The sequence below is a fragment of the Flavobacterium akiainvivens genome (genome assembly GCF_001278115.1).
Taxonomy (GTDB): Bacteria; Bacteroidota; Bacteroidia; order Flavobacteriales; family Flavobacteriaceae; genus Flavobacterium; species Flavobacterium akiainvivens.
The window spans coordinates 4,418,819-4,435,973 of the sequence record NZ_LIYD01000005.1; the positions used below are offsets into that span (position 1 = coordinate 4,418,819).

A 17,155-nucleotide genomic window follows, 5' to 3' on the forward strand; every position below is an offset into this window, starting at 1 on the left:
TTTAGAAATCAGGGTATGAGGTACAAAAATATTGCGAAAAAATGCAGGGTGCTGCCCCCCAAAACAAAAATGTGCCAAATGGTGTGGTTATAGGGTATTTTTTCTTTTGCATAAAAATAGATGCCAAAGGTATAGCACAGCCCGCCACCCAAAAGGTACAGCAGGGCATTGTTTTCCATAGCGCCAATAAGCGGTTTTATGGCTACAATTATAAGCCAGCCCATGAGGGCATAGAGTGCCAGCGACAGTTTTTCATATCGCCTTAGCGGAGAAAACTTAAAGATAAACCCGGCTATGCAAAACGCCCATATAATGCCAAAAATGGCCCAGCCCCAGGCGCCTTTAAGCCCCAGTAATGCTACAGGGGTGTAGGTACCGGCTATAAGCACGTATATGCACAGGTGGTCTATTTTTTGAAGGATGCGTTTCCAACGTAGTTTCCAGGCGGCGTGGTATATGGTTGATGCGGTGTAGAGCAGCACCAGGCTGGCCCCAAAAACCACCGAAACAGCCACGTGCAGCGCAGTGCCATAGAGTGCCGAATAGGCCACAAGTACTACCAGTGCGGCTATAGAAAATACAGCGCCGGCACCGTGTGTAAGGGTGTTCCAGAGTTCTTCGCTCCTGCGGTTTTTCTTGGGCATTTGTGTGTTGTTTTTTACAAAGTTACGGAACATTTTTAAGGTATATGCCTTAGCTGGGCTCTTTAACTTTTAGGGTGTTTTGCGGTTTGGGAGGTTATGTGTTAAATACGGTTACATCCAGCATATACACGGCCTGATTGCACGTTAAAAATGGTATATTTGAAAACCAATCAATACTAAAGTATGTTATTTACCGAACGTGAAATTTTACAGGAACTTGACCTTGCCATAGCAGGAAAAGCAGGCAGTTATTACCCACATATACAAGAGCCTGACATTGCCTATAATTTTCCGCCCGACCTTGAGCATGGTTATTTTTTAACTGCGGGCAGCCGCATACACCTTTTTGCCGATGAAGCCAATTGGGCTATTGTGTTTGAAAAGAGCGGGTTTAACAACCGGGGTGCAGAGGCTGATGCCGAACTGTATTATTATGGTAACTGCATAAACTACAGTATTACGGTATATCCTGAGCGACAATATATTACTAATGTATTGCAGGTTCCCCTCATTTCGTTTGAAGAATATGAGCGTATACAGGCAGAAGGTGATGGGTTTGAAAGCTTTGAACGAATCAGTAAAAACATAACCCACATAAACATAAAAGGGCAGGAGATGCCTTTTGAAAGTGATTACAAAAAGTATGAAGCCGTGGGTATTTCTATTCAGGATGAAGATAATCCTGACAACCTTATTGGCTTTGGCGAAATAATACGCTACCTGCACGAAACCAGCCCGCAGCTTATAAGCGCTACCGATGCCGAGATAAGGGAACCGTTGCCGGATGGCCTGCCAAAACTGCTAACCATTAATGAGTTTCATTTTACAAGCGCTTATGATGAGTCTACCCCTCCATCTGAACAGGAATTGTACCGGCTTATAGCCCGTGTGCTGGTAACCCGTAACCCGGCAGAGTGGCAGCCCACCAGGGAGCCAAACAACCACTGGAGCAACTGGGAATCGGGTAATTTGTAATTTTACACGTTTAAAATAAGTTATGTTTTACATAGCAACTAATTGCCTATAAAGGCCACACCAATCTTAACTATAGTATTTTATATTAAAAAATTGATTTATACGACTCTTTTAAATATTGCTATTTTTCAGGGAATTGTGTTAGGCCTTATTATTTTAAGGTCTTCATTGTTTAATAGTAATTCAAATAAATACCTGGCCTTTTTACTATTTGCACTTTCTATTGTTTTACTAAACTATGTTTTTGAACTTGAGGGTACATTTACTTCTTTTCCTTATCTGCATTTTTTAGACGATATAGAGTGGATTTTTTTACTGCCGGTTTTCATATTCCTGTTTATTATAAACCGTATTGATGATAACGTAAAAAACAGACAAAAGACCTACTTGTGTTATATTCCGTTTGCCTTTTCATCTGTTGTTAGTGTTGCATATGATCTTAGTAATGTAGCAGGAATTTATAAAATTCCAGAGTCGTACCTATACCTAATCGATATACTTAGGCTTACCCAGTTTTTATTCGCCCTTATCATCATCCCTTTTCTGCCTCTTTATTCTTATTTTATGATAAGGCATTTAAAAGACCCTAAAGAGAAAAAATGGATAATTACGTTACTTACTTTTCTCTATTTGTTGGTGTTTACCTGGCTTGTAACGTATCTTGTTGGGGTGTTCGCTGGTTTAGATATTTCATATATTATGGGTGTACTGGCTTTAGCCGCAACATTTATAATGCACTGGACGGCCTATATAGGTATCTACAAATACAAGCTTGCAAAAAACAAAGATGCTATTTACAATTTCTTGAATAACAATCTGGCTCTCGCATCTGCCCCGTTACAAAATACAGAAGCCACCATAATTGAAGAAAACGGACCGACTAAAGAACATAAAGAATATATAACAGAAGATAACCTTTATTTCCAGAAGTTGGAGCTTCTTTGTAAAGAACAGCACATTTATACAGACAGCACATTAAACCGGGAAAAAGTAGCCGAAAAACTGGGTATAAGCCCCGGATATGTTTCACAGATTATAAACATCATAACAGGTGATAATTTTGCCAACTATATTAACCAGTACCGGGTTGAAGCTGTAAAGGAAATGATATCTAATTCTGAATACGACAACTATAATTTGCTGGCAATGGGACTGGAATCAGGGTTTACTTCTAAAACAACTTTTTATAAAGCCTTTAAAAAAGTTACCGGCCAAACGCCAAATGAGTATAAAAACGCAGCCAAATAAGTACCATTTTGTACAGTTTTAAGTTTTTGAAACCTCCTAAAGTTTTGCTTATGTGAATTTTGGATCGAAATAATTCAAATCACATTTTATGAAAAAATTTTTATTACCGGCTGTAGTTGCAGTTTTAGGATTTACAAATGCTACTGCCCAGGAAATTAAATTTGGTGCTAAAGGAGGCTTAAACTTTGCATCTGTCAGCGGAGATAATACTGAAGGTATTGATGGTGTTACATCATTTAATTTTGGTGTTTTATCTGAAATTCCAATTTCCGAAAAATTCTCATTCCAACCTGAATTAATGTATTCCGGCCAGGGATATAGTTTTAGTGATAATACGATTGCCTTAAGTTATTTAAACATTCCTTTAATGGGAAAATATTATGTAACAAAAGGGTTGAGTGTTGAAGCCGGACCGCAAATAGGTTTTTTATTTTCTGCTAAAAATGATGATACAGATGTAAAAGATTCGTTTAAGACTCTTGATTTTGGTGTTAATTTTGGCTTAGGCTATAAATTTAATAACGGCCTTAACTTTGGTGCACGATATAATGTGGGATTAACAGACATTAATGATATAGATAATTCTACCGGTAAAAATAAAAACGGCGTATTTCAATTATCTGTTGGTTATTTCTTTTTCTAAAACGTAATCAACTTAAAAAACGAATATCATGAAAATCGTAAAGTTATTTGCAGCCGCCTTACTGTTTTTTATCACATCATGCAGCAATGATGATTCAAAACCCTTACCTGATACAAAAGCGCAGGTACAGGCAAAACTTGATGCAGCTTTGTCTAACTTTCCCGGTGTAAGCCTTAGTGTAAAGACAGTTTATGAGCATTATACCCTGTTTGCAGGAGACGCGGTAATTAATGAAAAGCCGATGGACGCATCTGCACTTCATTATATGCAGAGTATTTCAAAAACCTTTACCGCAGTGGCTGTACTAAAATTGAAAGAGGAGGGCAAAATTAATCTGGATGCCAAAGTAAACACCTATCTTCCTGATATTTGTAATAATCTGCCTAACGGAAATATCATTACGGTAAGGCAACTGCTTAATATGACATCTGGCCTTCCTGATTATTTAGATAGCGACCAGTTTTTTAATGATGTTTTTGCAGGGCCATTGCCCATGACGAGCGAACAGGTATTGAACTATGTGTACAATCAACCCGCAAAATTTACACCCGGCGCCTCATTTGGCTATTGCAATATTAATTATCACCTGCTGGCCCTTATTATTGATAGTGTTACCCCGAACGGGCACAGAACGTATATTACCGACGAAATAATTAACGCCATTGGACTTTCAAATACATATTATATAGCGGGCTCGGCAAGCACTGCGGCTCCCGAAGGGACGACGGCTAACTATTTAGAAACAGACGGCACTTTTACCGATGTGGGCCAATTGCAGTTGGGTACAGTACTTACCTTTATTGGCGATGATGGTATTGTTGCTTCCGTTCAGGATATAGCTGAGTTTTACTACAAGCTGCTCCATGACCAAACGGTACTGTTGCCCGCAGCGCTGGAAGAAATGAAGGTTACGGTTAGTTATCAGGCTACGCCGATATATGGCTTAGGGCTGCATTTTTATAAAACCAATGGTGGCTTGCAGGCAATAGGACACGAGGGTAGTGGTGCCGGAGCCGGGGCCTATGCTTTTTATTTTCCTTCCAAAAATACCAGTGTCGTTTTGTGTACAAATGCGGGAACGCTTATCGATCCTGTAAAAGAGGAACAGTTAGTGGCACTTTGGGAGGAAATCATAGCAATATTACTTGAATAAAACTGACCACGGCCAGATTGCGAAATTTAGCCTTCATTTATGTTATAGATTTTAATAGAAACAAGAATTAATCACTGATTAAAAAACAATAGCACCACTGTTACAGGTGGCGTTGTTTGTATTTTTGTGGAGTAACCGCGAAATCCGATAATTTGTAATTTTTAGAAAACCAATCAAAATGTCAATGAACGTTACGGGTATTAAAAATGGTACTCTGTATAAAGTAAAGCTTAATTCTATACGGTTAAGAAATTACGCAGGCATACTATGTTTGGCAAACATGGTGGCAACAGTATTGTTTGTAGCGTTATTTGGACCGTGGTTTTTTACAGTATCGGCGCTGTTTGTAATAGTATTGCTAATAATAGTTTTACGTTTTGATGTAGATATGAATGTGTTGTTGCTAAAAGATAATGGTGTTACCTATCTCAGGCATAATGATGTACCGCCCGTTATTTTTGGTTATGATGAATTAATCAGGGTAGAGTTAGTTAAAGGAATAAAAACATCAGGGTGTGCTATGTTTATATTTAAAGATGGTACAAAATATAAGGGCGTTTTAGAACGGGGAGATGGCCTTGATGTATTGTTAGATGATTTTAGGGGCTTTGTTTTTGAACGCAATAAAACAGCAAAGGTTTTTATGCGATAAAATTTTTGCATATTGTATAAAATGCCGCCTGGACAAGTAAGTAAGATTTCCATTTGAATTTGATTGGAGCAAATCTTGAATTGAAATCTTGTTGCAAAGTTAGGAAAATTTTCTTTTATTTTTAAATATTTTGAAGAAAAATTTTAACTGGATTGTTTTTTGCGCTTTCAATCAATTTCGAAATCCAAAAGTGAAAAATCAGGCACTTTTTGAGGTTGAGTGAAGTTTATTCTGATTTCTAAAATCTGAATTCTGATTTTTCCAATTCCAAGTTCCGAAAGTGAAATATTAAGCGTTTTTGGGTTTCGAGTGAAGTTCATTCTAATTTCTAAGTTCTGAATTCTGATTTTATCCTAACCCCCTGATGGCGTGAGTGCTGTATAAAAGTGTAAATAAAACACTTGTAACTAATGGATTTTCAGGCAGTTTGGCTGTAAAAAATGTTTGCGGAGGTAAAATTTAAAGTTACCTTTGCGGCAGTTTAATTTTTACTGCAAATGAAACCTAACACACAACAACTAAACGACTTAGCTACACAGGTAAGGCGCGACATCTTAAGGATGGTGCATGCCGTAAACTCAGGCCACCCGGGCGGTTCGCTGGGCTGTACCGAATTTATGGTAGCACTGTACCAGGCCATTATGGACCGTAAAGAGGGCTTTGACATGGATGGCCTTAACGAAGACATCTTTATACTGAGCAACGGGCACATAAGCCCCGTGTTTTACAGTGTTTTAGCCCGCAGCGGGTACTTTCCGGTAAGCGAGCTGGCTACCTTCCGCCTGCTAAACTCAAGGCTACAGGGGCACCCTACCACGCACGAGGGGCTGCCGGGCGTAAGGATTGCATCGGGCTCACTGGGCCAGGGCATGAGCGTGGCGCTGGGTGCTGCACAAACTAAGAAGCTAAACGGCGATAACCACCTGGTTTACACGCTACATGGCGATGGCGAACTACAGGAAGGCCAGAACTGGGAGGCTATTATGTATGCTTCGGCTTACAAGGTTGATAACCTGATAGCTACAATAGATGTTAACGGCAAACAGATAGACGGCCCAACCGATGAGGTACTGCCTATGGGCAGCCTGAGCGCTAAATTTATAGCTTTTGGCTGGGATGTGGTTGAAATTCAGCTGGGTAACAATATAGATGCTATTATTGCCGGTATGCTTGATGCCAAGGCTAAAACAGGGCAGGGCAGGCCGGTAGCGGTACTGCTGCATACTGAGATGGGTAATGGCGTAGACTACATGATGCATACCCATGCATGGCACGGCAAAGCCCCTAACGATGACCAGCTTGCCAAAGCACTGGAGCAGAATACAATAACGCTGGGGGATTATTAATTTATTTAAAAATTGAAAAATTTAATAATTGAAAGATTGGCAAATGTGTTGATGTCGAATCTTTTAATCTTTCAATGTTTGAATTTTTAAATTGAAAAATCATGACAAAATATACAAATACAGGTAGTAAAGATACACGTTCGGGGTTTGGCGCAGGCCTTACCGAACTTGGGCAGACTAACGAAAATGTAGTGGCCCTGTGCGCCGACCTTATTGGCTCGCTAAAAATGGACGATTTTAAAAAGAACCACCCTGAGCGCTTTTTCCAGGTGGGTATTGCCGAGGCTAACATGATAGGCATGGCGGCGGGCATGACCCTTGGTGGCAAGATTCCGTTTACAGGTACATTTGCAAACTTTTCAACCGGAAGGGTTTACGACCAGATTCGCCAGTCAGTGGCCTATTCTGACAAGAATGTTAAGATATGTGCTTCTCACGCGGGCCTAACCCTTGGTGAAGACGGTGCAACTCACCAGATACTTGAAGATGTGGGTCTTATGAAAATGCTTCCGGGTATGACGGTTATCAACACGTGCGATTATGCGCAAACCAAGGCTGCAACTATAGCTATTGCTGAGCACCACGGTCCTGTGTACCTGCGTTTTGGCCGCCCTGTAGTGCCTAACTTTACGGCTGAGCTTGAGTTTGTTATAGGCAAGGCCATACTGCTTAACGAAGGTACCGATGTTACCATTGTTGCTACCGGCCACCTGGTTTGGGAGGCCCTTGTAGCTGCTGAAGCCCTTGAGGCTAAAGGTATTTCGGCTGAGGTAATTAACATACACACCATTAAGCCGCTTGATGACGAGGCTATCCTTAAATCAGTTGGTAAAACGGGTTGTGTGGTTACTGCCGAAGAGCACAACATACTGGGCGGACTTGGCGAAAGCGTTGCCCGTGTGCTGTCGCTTAACCACCCTGCACCACAGGAGTATGTGGCTGTAAACGACAGTTTTGGCGAAAGCGGAACACCTGAGCAGCTAATGGAAAAATACGGCCTTAACAGCGCTGCTATTATTGCTGCAGCTAAGAAAGCCATATCAAGGAAGAAATAATTTAGTTTTTTTGATAGTTAAGAAGGTCCCGAAACTGAAAGGTTTCGGGATTTTTTATTGCTCAAAATCAGAGGTATATAAATTAAAAAAAGCCCTGAAGTATTGCACTTCAGGGCTTTTTTACGTGGTATTATACTACTATACTACTGGTGGCAGCTGGCATCAAGATGCCTTTTTATGCCGCTTTCGCAGGTAGGTATATCGTCAAAATCATAGTAGCGAATTGGGTTGTTGTTGCCCACTCCTGTACCGGGTATTTGTATTTCGGCGGCAGTAAGGTAGCCATCGCCATCATCATCTATATCGCGGTAGTTAGGAGTGCCATCGCCGTCGGTATCATAATGGGCAATATCTGTTACGCCGTCAGTTTCATATCGGTTTAAAATACCATCGCCATCTGTATCAAGATACTCTACGCTGTACAATTTAAACGAAAATATCATAGAAGCATAAGAGCCTACAAGAGTACTTGGTGAGGTGTTGTAATAAGCAAGCCCCGATGGAAGGAACATTACACCGGCACCGTAGTTTTGAAAACTGGCTGGATCCGGGCTGCCGGGTACATCTATATATTCGCCACCTTTAAATAAAGGCATTATTTCCTGCCATCCTTCAATAGTAGTAGCTAAAGACATTGCCGATGATGGGAAAGGGTTGTAGTCAAACTGGGTGCCGTCAAGCAGCGTACCACGATAAGATACCACAACATTATCTGCCCTTGTAGGCTGGTCTCCGCTGCCCTGGGTTAACATAAGGTAATACACGGTATACAAAGGCGTGTTGCTTTCTTCAAGGCTTTGTACTTCTTTGCTTTGCAGCGGATAGTCTTGCTGGTCCCATATAGAAGTTTGCGTTCCGGCATCTGTAAGGGTGTCTATAACTACATTAAAATTGGCATCTACGCTGGCAATATAATGTGTATGCAGGTACTCTTCTATATTAACTTTTTCTGTGGCATATTGCTCTGTATAATCACGTAGCCGTACCGTTGTATCGTCATCTTTTTTGCAGGAAGCCGCCAGTGTTATAAGTGAAATAAGTACAAAAGCCCTGAAATATATGTTCATTTTTAAATTTTTTTTAATGGGGTGCAAGATACAATTTTCCTTTATTTTTGTAGAGTAATAACACCTGTTTTTAGGAATTAGTATGAGGATTGATAAATATTTGTGGTGTGTGCGCTATTATAAAACCCGCAGCCTTGCCACGCAGGCCATTCAAAAAGGGCATGTAACGGTAAACGGGCAACAGGCAAAAGCATCGAGGGAGGTTTTTCCTTCAGATAAAATAACCGTGCGCCGCGACCAGATAAACTATAAGCTGGCAGTGCTTGATATACCCGCAAACCGGGTAGGGCCAAAGCTTGTAGATATGTACCGTAAAGACGAAACCCCTGCCGAGGCGTTTGAGCACCTGGAGCTTTTGCGCATGACCAAAGAATACTACCGTGCCAAAGGAACGGGCAGGCCTACCAAAAAAGACCGCCGCGACCTTGATGAATACGGAGAGGATTTTGATGACGAAATTGATACTGGCGAGGCGCTGTAAAGGGCGTTTTCTTATCTTTGAAACAAATACACGACCATGAAACACATTATCCTTACCAAAGAGGAAATACAACATAAAATTCGCCGTATTGCCTACCAGATATATGAAACCTTTCCGGATGAGGAAGAGGTGGTCGTAGCCGGTATAGCCAGCAACGGCTTTGAGTTTGCCAAGCTGCTTGCTGCAGAACTGGGCAGGATATCTGACATTAAGCCGGTAATTTGCGAGGTTAAGATAAATAAAAACGAGCCGCAGGAAGCTGTGCAAACCTCGTTAACCCCGGAAGAATATACCAACAAGGCACTTGTGCTGGCCGATGATGTGCTAAACAGCGGCACCACGCTTATATATGGCGTAAAACATTTTTTAAATGTTCCGCTTAAAAAATTCAAGACTGCTGTACTTGTAGACCGCAACCACAAGCAATACCCCGTTAAGGCCGATTTTAAAGGCCTCTCGCTCTCTACATCGTTAAAAGAGCATATAGAGGTGGTTTTAGTGGGTAGCGAGCCTTATGCAGCCTTAAATTAAAGCAGGCTTACAATTTCATTTACTATAGTTTCCGGGGTTTTGCCATCGGTTACTACGGTATGTTTGGCATGGTTATAATAATAGCTGCGCTCAAAAAGGTGCTGCCCTATAAAATCATACAGTTCCTGCCCGCTTAGCTTGTCTATAAGCGGGCGCGATGTGCCCTGGGCGGTTGTGCGCTCAATAATTTGGGGTATACCTGCCTTTAGGTATATAGAAATTACATCTTCCCTTTGCAGGAAAAGGTGGTTGTTGGCATAGCAGGGTGTACCGCCGCCCACGCTCAGTATAAATTCATCTTCTACGTCCAGCAATCCCTTTAACAGGGTGTGCTCCATCTTGCGGAATTTAATCTCGCCATCCTGCTCAAAAATCTGCTGTACGCTTTTTTGGGCTTCCCTTACAATTATTTCGTCCAGGTCAAGGTGCGGAATTTCGGTTGCAAGCGCCAGTAAACGGGCAATTGTTGTTTTGCCTGAGCCCATGTAGCCGCATATAATTATCTTTTTCATATAATAAGCCCTTACAAATAAGGGTGTTGTGTAATTTCGTCAAAAAAAACTCAAATTTATAATAAAAAGGCTTTGAAAAGTTAATAATACATCCGTATATTTGCACCCGCATTCAGGGAATGAAATTTATTGACTTCGACTCGGTAGCTCAGCTGGTAGAGCACATCACTTTTAATGATGGGGTCCTGGGTTCGAATCCCAGCCGGGTCACAAAAATAAATTTCCTGAATGCTACCGACTCGGTAGCTCAGCTGGTAGAGCACATCACTTTTAATGATGGGGTCCTGGGTTCGAATCCCAGCCGGGTCACGAAAAAGTTAAGCTACAACAGCTTAACTTTTTTTGTTTTAATTACTTACCTACTACCGGCCATGTGGAGAAATTGGTAGACTCGCCATCTTGAGGGGGTGGTGCCGCAAGGCGTATGGGTTCGAATCCCATCGTGGTCACTTTTAGCTGTTTTCATAACAGCGGATTTATTTCAAAAAGCTCAAAAAAGCCTGCAAATCAAGCATTTGGAGGCTTTTTTATTTTTTGCAGTATCGCAAAGTTTTTAAAAATACTCCTAATTATTGTGGCAGTAGTGTGGCACTCGGGTTTTTCAAAAAAAGTGCCACAACTTACAGTTTATGTTGCTGTTTTACAACCCGTTAACCTGCTTAACGACTTGATTTTTAGATACTATAATTCGACCTTTATGTTTAATTAAATTGTTGAATTATGTTAGAGAACAGTTTTAGGCTTACTTTTTTTCTAAAGTCACCCAAGAAGGCGACAAGCCAGAGATTAATTTATTTGAGGATTACCGTTGACGGTATAGCTAAAGAAACCTCAACCAAACAAAAATGGGATTTTAAACGTTGGAACCAGCAATCCTGTAGAGCTACAGGTAATAAGGAAGATGCAAAGGCAATTAATTTTTATCTTGACACCCTTACCAACAAAATCGTTCAATTCAAGGCCGAACTAATATTGAACTCCCACACGATAACGGCACAGCGCATTATTGATTATGTACTGGGAAGGGACGTTTCAAAAGCTAAGTTATTGGAGGAGTTTCAGCAGCACAATGATGAAATGAAAGCTTTGGTTGAAACAGGAGAATATGCAATCGGGACACACCGCCGGTTCGTGGTTGCAAAAAATCATGTGAAAGAATTCATTGAATTCAAGTACCGCACCGATGATATTGAATTTAGAGAACTGAAATATGAGTTCATTAAGGACTATGAGTTCTATCTTAAGACGGTAAAGCACTGCAATAGCAATACTACGCTAAAACACATTACCTATGTAAGAAAGATGGTAATACGTGCCCTGCATAGGGAAATCATCCAAAAAGATCCCTTTGTCAGCTTTAAAGGCAAAAGGACTAAGGTTCTGAAAAGCCCCCTAAGCCTAGAAGAACTCACTGCGATTGAAGATTATACCTTTGCCACAAGAAGGCTTAGCGTTATACGCGATGTATTCATTTTTCAGTGTTATACCGGCCTGGCTTATGTTGATGTCTTTAACTTAAAGCATTCCGATATAAAAAATGGTATTGATGGAAAATTATGGATCATTAAAACACGCCAAAAGACAGCAAGTCCTTTTCACGTACCCCTGCTCCCTCAAGCCATCAATATTATGGAACAGTACAAAGATGATCCGGTATGCCTTAAAAAGGGCACTATACTGCCCGTTGCATCAAACCAGAAGATGAATGAGTATCTTAAAGAGATTGCGGCAATATGTGGACTTACCTGCAGTCTTAATACGCATAAAGCGCGAAGAACCTTCGGAAGTACTGTTACACTTGCAAACGGTGTCCCTATTCACGTGGTTAAGGAGATGCTGGGACACAGTTCCGTCAAGCAAACCGAAGAATATGCAATTACTGAACAAATGGCAATAGGCAGGGAAATGGAAGTATTGACGGATAAATTAAGTGAGCCTGCAGATAGGCCGACGACTAAAGCTAACGCTATTATAATGGAATTGAAAAAAGAAATCGACGATTTAAAAGCTAAATTAGCGATGCAAGAACATTAAAGCTACTGGATTCCAGACAATAAACTATTAAAGCCTGCTTTTTGCAGGCTTTTGATTTGTACAAATTATTTGTGGTGTTTGTAATTTTTGTGGCATCAGGAGGATTTTAAAAAAGTGCCACAAATTAATCAATAAATTACTAATATACAAATAGTTAACACCATATAAACTACATGCCAAAGTACCATAATCAAGAGAATAACTAGGGTAAATTATATGCTTTTAAATATAATTTATCAAAAAGAATCTATTTTATATGCCTAAGCATATAATTGAAGTCAACAATCGGTATAAAGTAATGCATGCATTGCCAAATTATAACATCGCTTTATTCTCTCTTTTGTGGCACTTTAAAGATTAAAAAAAAGTGCCACAAAATTTCGTGTATTGGCTTATTTTTGAAGCGTCTATAGTCAAATTAAAAGTCGGATTTATTGCCGTAGAGTATCTTAAACAGGATGAAAAATTATATTGGATTAGATCCTAAAAAAACAGGCAACCTAAACAGCCAGGTTGCCTGTAAAATCTATCTCGCTACGAAATCCGGGATGGTATGAAGGCCTGTATATTATATAGCCTAAAGATTGAAGTTCTTTAAGATATTTGTGGTAGGTTGGAATAGTGCTAATATGGGATAATCCCATAATCCTGCTCCTGCTCGCCCTCACGGCAACCTTTTTTTTTGTTTTATTGCCAATACCAAAATAGCATACAGCATCGAAATGTGCCAGACAGTAAGCCTTTTATCCTTTTCAAAAAAAGAAAGAAATCTTGCTAAGTCATTTGGTTCCATGTCGCCTATCCTCGTTAAACAAATTTTCAATGTCAGCCTTGTTATAATAATAAGAGCCTAACACCTTTTTAAATCGAATTTTTCCTGTTACACGAAGATTTTGTAAAGAGGCAGGAGACATATCAAGTAGCTTTCTCACAACCTTGCTTTTAATCCATTCCAGGCTAAATTCAGTTGCTCCCTTCGATACCACATCCGTGATGGCTTCGCGAAAGCTATTCATCATCAGCAGACCAAATTGCCTAAGGTCTTCCTTTGTTACAATTTCACTCATCATTAAAACTTTTTTAAGTTTATTTTTTTACCGAAACAGCCCTTATTTGTTTACCTGTAAAAAAAAGATTTTACTGGGCTGGTTCTTTTTGAAAGAAGGTTCATACCGAATGTAGCCAAACTCATCAAGCTGTTTAATATATTGGTGGTAGGAACACTGCGTCATTAACTTAGCCGCCTCCATCACCTGATAACTGTAAAGGCAAAGCGGATTGACCCATCCCATCTTTTGCCTTACGCATAACAACGCGGCATACAAACCAATATGCCGCATTGTGATACGAGGATCTTTGGTAATTGCTTCCCAAAATTCAAAAAGCTTATCTGTGGGTTTCATAGTTGGTCAGATATGTTGCCCCCTTTTTGTCTTCTCTTTTTGTCCAGTTGGACCTATGCCTACCTCAATGACGTTATGGAGCAGCTTGAAGGGCAAATAGCTTCCGCCAAGGTGGCTATGGCCCGGCTTTCATCACCGCAGCTCTATTACGTGTTGTCCGGAAACGATTTTACCCTAAATATTAACAACCCCGAAGAGCCTAAAGTGGTGTGTATGGGTAATAACCCACAGAAGATACAGATATACGGGGCAGTGCTTTCGCTCTACGTGACACGACTTGTAAAGCAGGTCAATAAGAAAGGCCAACTCAAAAGCAGTCTGGTATTTGATGAATTCCCGACGCTATACCTCAACAATATAGATAGCCTCATTGCTACGGCACGTTCCAACAAAGTAGCTACCTGTTTAGGCATCCAGGACTTCAGCCAGCTGCGTAAGGATTACGGCCGCGAACAGGCCGATGTGATCGTGAATATTGTAGGTAACATTATCTCCGGGCAGGTAACCGGAGATTCAGCAAAACAGCTCTCCGAACGCTTCGGGAAGATCATGCAAAAGCGCCAGAGCCTTTCTATCAATAGCAACGATACTTCCGTCAGCCATTCGCGCCAATTGGATTCGGCGATACCGCCATCGCGCATTGCGACAATGAGTTCTGGGGAATTCGTCGGGATTGTCGCGGACGAGCCGGATTGCCCCATTGAACTAAAGGCATTTCACGCACAAATACAGAACGACCACGCCGCGCTAAAAGCGGAGGAAACAGCCTATAAAGATATTGAGCCGGTGCGCAAGCTACTGCCCGGACAGGTGCAACAAAACTATATACAGATTAAACAGGATATAAGGGATATTATCGACAGCGAGATGCGCAGGCTTTTGGATGACCCATCGCTTAGCTGGATGATAATAAAAAAATAAGAATAAATGGAGACGCCCCCTTGTATCAATGGTTTTTAAAATAAGGGTACGGATAGTTTTTGAAAACTCCCGGAGCTGTCTCGATATTTATCGCCGGATAGATTTCGTTACCTAAAATATATTCTTCAAAATAATTGGATGCAATGGTCAGGTAATCACTGCAAAACATATAAAATGTGGGTGTATTAATAAGAAACAACCCCATTACGTCAAATTCCGTTAAGTCAATATTCAGGTTAGGATACAATTTTTTAAAATGAATGTTCACAATCGGTAAGTTTAAGGAAATCCACTTTACCTTGCGATCTAGTTGGGGAACATTCTTAGTAACAAAATTCGAATAGTCCTGCCTGTATCCAATGGCCTCATAGCGCGACTTGTTATATTTAGAATCAGCAACCACAACCTTTTGTCTTGCAGTATCGATAATAATAAAATCAATTTCACCACACTCGCTGTTATCAATGTTTAGATTATGGCTTGTCTGGGTAATAAAACTCTTCACATTTCTGGCAAAAGGGACTTTGTGGGCAAGAAGGACACTTTGCATTTTGTCCTCTAGGTGCTTATCATGTTCATTGCCTTTCTTTGTCTTGTACGCCCTAAGTGATTTATTACTTTCCCATTCCGGAGTTAACGTATTCCATTGGATTGCGTTTGTAGCAAGTACATACATAGACTCCGCAAATTTTTCACTCGATGTTAGCAGCCTCAGTTGATTAGTGATCCGGTACACTAAGTAAGGCCTAAACAGAAAACGCTGAGTAGAGTAAGGTTTTAAAATCGTTTCTGTGAGCGATAAACAATTCTCCCGAGAGATTGTGAGGCCGGAATAAAGTGCGTCTACATCATGGTCATTCAGGTTCTTAAAATTTGCCTTTATGTTCTGACCAAGAAGCCCGGGCTCTATAGTCTGGCACACACGCTGCGAATGATGCCTCTTTATTTCAAATACCAACCCAAAAATCACATCATAATTGATTCCATAGCATTTTTCGAGTTCAGCTCTCAACTCCGTTGTTCCACCCGCATCAACCACATCCGTTTCATAGCCTTTGGAGAAATATTTCATCAGGTGATTGAGAAGGCTTCCGTAATTGTTTTTCCAGTGTATAACAAGATCGCCATCTTCAAATTTTATATAATAAGCACCTGCCAGCATCCGATGATATGCAATATTGTCTGCGAGATTGTACATCCAGGACCCTAAATAAAATAACTTGTGGAGCGTCTCATCAAATTCTGCAATCAATGCGTCAGACAACTCGCCCCAAACCATCTCGTTGAGACAACCCTGCTCAAGTGTAATCTGGACAAACCAGTGCAAACTGACCCCTCTTGGCCGATTTAAAAAGACCCCTCTCGCCGGCTGAAACTGACCCCCTTTCGCCGGAGCAAACTGACCCCTGTTGGCCAGTTTAAATTGACCCCTCAAAAAAAGTAGAAAAAGTAGTCTTGTGGCGGGCTTTTGGAACAAGGATTAGTTTAGCGTTTTGATAAACTAATCCTGAGATAGACCATGTCCAATAAGCCGATAAAGATGAATAAATTAAGACAGATTATCCGTCTGTACTGCCAGGGTACAGGCATTAAGACCATCCATGGGATGGTGGGTACCTCCCGCAACACCATCAAGAAGTACGTCCGGGTCTGGAACACGCTGGACATGGATTTTGAAGCCTTTAGCGCCCGTAGTGACAGCGAACTCTCGGTTATCTTTACCACCCCTGTTGCCAAAATCCACAGCAGCCCGCGCATGCGGGAACTGGAACCACTGTTGCCTGAACTCTGTAAAAGGCTTAAAAAGAAAGGTATGACCCGTGAGATCCTCTACAAGGAATATCTCGAAAAACATCCGGATGGCTATAGCCGTTCGAGTTTTAATAATGCCATCCATACGTACCTTCAACTCTCCAAACCGGTCATGCATGTGGAACATAAGGCCGGTGATAAGATATACATCGACTTTGCCGGCAGCAAGCTCAGGGTTGGCCAGGGAGAGGCTGCACGTGAGGTGGAGGTTTTTGTAGCCATACTGGGCTGTAGCCAGCTTACTTATGTTGAAGCAGTGGACAGCCAGCGTAAGGAAGACCTGATCCTTGCCTGCCAAAACGCCCTGCGTTACTTTGGTGGGGTGCCCAAGGCCATCGTGCCGGACAACCTGCGCTCGGCAGTAACACGGGGCAGCAAGTATGAGGCAGTACTCAACGATGAGTTTGCTGCCTTTGCCGAGCACTACGGTGTTACCATAGTGCCTGCGCGCGTTTATAAGCCCCGTGACAAGTCTTTGGTGGAAGGTGCGGTAAAACTCATCTACCGCAGCATTTACACCCGTCTGGAAGGTCTTAGCTTCGATAACCTTGTATCGCTTAACGAATCGATACTCCCGGCACTTGAAATGCACAACAATAAGCCCTTCTCCGGGCGCAGCTACTCCCGACGCGAACAGTTCGAGGAGATAGAGCGTGAAGCCTTATCTGCATTAAACCC

Annotated in this window: 18 protein-coding genes and 3 tRNA genes; 15 read left to right on the forward strand and 6 right to left on the reverse strand. The window is 41.3% G+C overall.

Annotation, left to right across the window (positions count from 1 at the left end):
• Positions 1–8: 8 nt before the first annotated feature.
• Positions 9–644, reverse strand: a complete 636-nt coding sequence (trhA, locus tag AM279_RS19900; RefSeq protein WP_054410436.1) for a PAQR family membrane homeostasis protein TrhA — start codon at positions 642–644, stop codon at positions 9–11.
• A gap of 183 nt (positions 645–827) precedes the next feature.
• On the opposite strand from trhA, the gene AM279_RS19905 reads away from it, so the two are divergent.
• The 7 genes from AM279_RS19905 to AM279_RS19935 all read left to right on the forward strand — a co-directional run bounded on the left by AM279_RS19905 (position 828) and on the right by AM279_RS19935 (position 7,716).
• A complete protein-coding gene (locus AM279_RS19905; RefSeq protein WP_054409850.1) occupies positions 828–1,619 on the forward strand; it encodes a DUF7003 family protein in 792 nt (263 codons plus the stop codon).
• 42 nt (positions 1,620–1,661) lie between these two features.
• Complete coding sequence (locus AM279_RS19910) at positions 1,662–2,867, forward strand: helix-turn-helix domain-containing protein (RefSeq protein ID WP_236688534.1); 1,206 nt, start codon at positions 1,662–1,664, stop codon at positions 2,865–2,867.
• An 88-nt stretch (positions 2,868–2,955) separates the two neighbouring features.
• Entirely contained in the window at positions 2,956–3,510 is a 555-nt protein-coding gene (locus AM279_RS19915) for a porin family protein (protein ID WP_054409853.1), read from the forward strand.
• Positions 3,511–3,538: 28 nt separating this feature from the next.
• The gene (locus AM279_RS19920) at positions 3,539–4,663 is read left to right on the forward strand and encodes a serine hydrolase domain-containing protein (RefSeq protein WP_054409855.1); all 1,125 of its coding nucleotides are present in this window, start codon (positions 3,539–3,541) and stop codon (positions 4,661–4,663) included.
• A gap of 178 nt (positions 4,664–4,841) precedes the next feature.
• Positions 4,842–5,315: a hypothetical protein gene (locus tag AM279_RS19925; RefSeq protein ID WP_143090405.1), complete on the forward strand. Its 474-nt coding sequence runs from the start codon at positions 4,842–4,844 to the stop codon at positions 5,313–5,315.
• Positions 5,316–5,812: 497 nt separating this feature from the next.
• Positions 5,813–6,661: a transketolase gene (locus AM279_RS19930; RefSeq protein ID WP_054409858.1), complete on the forward strand. Its 849-nt coding sequence runs from the start codon at positions 5,813–5,815 to the stop codon at positions 6,659–6,661.
• Between the two features lie 101 nt (positions 6,662–6,762).
• Positions 6,763–7,716, forward strand: coding sequence for a transketolase family protein (locus AM279_RS19935; RefSeq protein WP_054409860.1), 954 nt, complete (start codon positions 6,763–6,765; stop codon positions 7,714–7,716).
• Between the two features lie 143 nt (positions 7,717–7,859).
• On the opposite strand, the gene AM279_RS19940 is transcribed toward AM279_RS19935, so the two are convergent.
• Positions 7,860–8,783, reverse strand: a complete 924-nt coding sequence (locus AM279_RS19940) for an FKBP-type peptidyl-prolyl cis-trans isomerase (RefSeq protein ID WP_054409862.1) — start codon at positions 8,781–8,783, stop codon at positions 7,860–7,862.
• An 82-nt stretch (positions 8,784–8,865) separates the two neighbouring features.
• Between AM279_RS19940 and AM279_RS19945 the strand changes: the two genes are divergently transcribed.
• On the forward strand, positions 8,866–9,264 hold the full coding sequence (locus AM279_RS19945) for an RNA-binding S4 domain-containing protein (RefSeq protein ID WP_054409864.1): 399 nt from the start codon (positions 8,866–8,868) through the stop codon (positions 9,262–9,264).
• A gap of 36 nt (positions 9,265–9,300) precedes the next feature.
• On the forward strand, positions 9,301–9,795 hold the full coding sequence (locus AM279_RS19950; RefSeq protein WP_054409866.1) for a phosphoribosyltransferase family protein: 495 nt from the start codon (positions 9,301–9,303) through the stop codon (positions 9,793–9,795).
• Here the strand turns inward: AM279_RS19950 and AM279_RS19955 are convergent.
• Positions 9,792–10,307 (reverse strand): shikimate kinase, encoded by a 516-nt coding sequence (locus AM279_RS19955; protein WP_054409867.1) that lies wholly within the window; start codon positions 10,305–10,307, stop codon positions 9,792–9,794. The two genes, AM279_RS19950 and AM279_RS19955, sit on opposite strands and share 4 nt — an antisense overlap.
• Before the next feature lie 137 nt (positions 10,308–10,444).
• Here AM279_RS19955 and AM279_RS19960 point away from each other — a divergent pair.
• The 4 genes from AM279_RS19960 (at position 10,445) to AM279_RS19975 (ending at position 12,341) form a co-directional block, all read left to right on the forward strand.
• Positions 10,445–10,517, forward strand: a tRNA-Lys gene (locus AM279_RS19960).
• A 26-nt stretch (positions 10,518–10,543) separates the two neighbouring features.
• A tRNA-Lys gene (locus AM279_RS19965) sits at positions 10,544–10,616 on the forward strand.
• A 58-nt stretch (positions 10,617–10,674) separates the two neighbouring features.
• Positions 10,675–10,756: transfer RNA gene (locus AM279_RS19970), tRNA-Leu, on the forward strand.
• 271 nt (positions 10,757–11,027) lie between these two features.
• Positions 11,028–12,341, forward strand: a complete 1,314-nt coding sequence (locus tag AM279_RS19975; RefSeq protein WP_054409869.1) for a site-specific integrase — start codon at positions 11,028–11,030, stop codon at positions 12,339–12,341.
• A gap of 779 nt (positions 12,342–13,120) precedes the next feature.
• Here the strand turns inward: AM279_RS19975 and AM279_RS19985 are convergent.
• Together AM279_RS19985 and AM279_RS19990 are read right to left on the reverse strand one after the other, a co-directional pair.
• Positions 13,121–13,408: a helix-turn-helix domain-containing protein gene (locus AM279_RS19985; protein ID WP_054409871.1), complete on the reverse strand. Its 288-nt coding sequence runs from the start codon at positions 13,406–13,408 to the stop codon at positions 13,121–13,123.
• A 42-nt stretch (positions 13,409–13,450) separates the two neighbouring features.
• Positions 13,451–13,744, reverse strand: a complete 294-nt coding sequence (locus tag AM279_RS19990) for a hypothetical protein (RefSeq protein ID WP_054409874.1) — start codon at positions 13,742–13,744, stop codon at positions 13,451–13,453.
• 75 nt (positions 13,745–13,819) lie between these two features.
• Between AM279_RS19990 and AM279_RS19995 the strand changes: the two genes are divergently transcribed.
• Entirely contained in the window at positions 13,820–14,665 is an 846-nt protein-coding gene (locus AM279_RS19995) for a TraM recognition domain-containing protein (RefSeq protein WP_074961606.1), read from the forward strand.
• Between the two features lie 25 nt (positions 14,666–14,690).
• Here AM279_RS19995 and AM279_RS20000 read toward each other — a convergent pair whose 3' ends face one another.
• A complete protein-coding gene (locus AM279_RS20000; RefSeq protein WP_054409875.1) occupies positions 14,691–16,142 on the reverse strand; it encodes a hypothetical protein in 1,452 nt (483 codons plus the stop codon).
• Between the two features lie 63 nt (positions 16,143–16,205).
• Here AM279_RS20000 and istA point away from each other — a divergent pair.
• The coding region (istA, locus tag AM279_RS20005) for an IS21 family transposase (protein WP_160316439.1) at positions 16,206–17,155 on the forward strand (950 nt) is incomplete at its 3' end.

Bases quoted from the DNA above. Each gene is read 5' to 3' on its own strand.
- trhA (WP_054410436.1), bottom strand. From the start codon at position 644: ATGCCCAAGAAAAACCGCAGGAGCGAAGAACTCTGGAACACCCTTACA.
- AM279_RS19905 (WP_054409850.1), top strand. From the start codon at position 828: ATGTTATTTACCGAACGTGAAATTTTACAGGAACTTGACCTTGCCATA.
- AM279_RS19915 (WP_054409853.1), top strand. From the start codon at position 2,956: ATGAAAAAATTTTTATTACCGGCTGTAGTTGCAGTTTTAGGATTTACA.
- AM279_RS19920 (WP_054409855.1), top strand. From the start codon at position 3,539: ATGAAAATCGTAAAGTTATTTGCAGCCGCCTTACTGTTTTTTATCACA.
- AM279_RS19925 (WP_143090405.1), top strand. From the start codon at position 4,842: ATGTCAATGAACGTTACGGGTATTAAAAATGGTACTCTGTATAAAGTA.
- AM279_RS19930 (WP_054409858.1), top strand. From the start codon at position 5,813: ATGAAACCTAACACACAACAACTAAACGACTTAGCTACACAGGTAAGG.
- AM279_RS19935 (WP_054409860.1), top strand. From the start codon at position 6,763: ATGACAAAATATACAAATACAGGTAGTAAAGATACACGTTCGGGGTTT.
- AM279_RS19940 (WP_054409862.1), bottom strand. From the start codon at position 8,783: ATGAACATATATTTCAGGGCTTTTGTACTTATTTCACTTATAACACTG.
- AM279_RS19945 (WP_054409864.1), top strand. From the start codon at position 8,866: ATGAGGATTGATAAATATTTGTGGTGTGTGCGCTATTATAAAACCCGC.
- AM279_RS19950 (WP_054409866.1), top strand. From the start codon at position 9,301: ATGAAACACATTATCCTTACCAAAGAGGAAATACAACATAAAATTCGC.
- AM279_RS19955 (WP_054409867.1), bottom strand. From the start codon at position 10,307: ATGAAAAAGATAATTATATGCGGCTACATGGGCTCAGGCAAAACAACA.
- AM279_RS19975 (WP_054409869.1), top strand. From the start codon at position 11,028: ATGTTAGAGAACAGTTTTAGGCTTACTTTTTTTCTAAAGTCACCCAAG.
- AM279_RS19985 (WP_054409871.1), bottom strand. From the start codon at position 13,408: ATGAGTGAAATTGTAACAAAGGAAGACCTTAGGCAATTTGGTCTGCTG.
- AM279_RS19990 (WP_054409874.1), bottom strand. From the start codon at position 13,744: ATGAAACCCACAGATAAGCTTTTTGAATTTTGGGAAGCAATTACCAAA.
- AM279_RS19995 (WP_074961606.1), top strand. From the start codon at position 13,820: ATGGAGCAGCTTGAAGGGCAAATAGCTTCCGCCAAGGTGGCTATGGCC.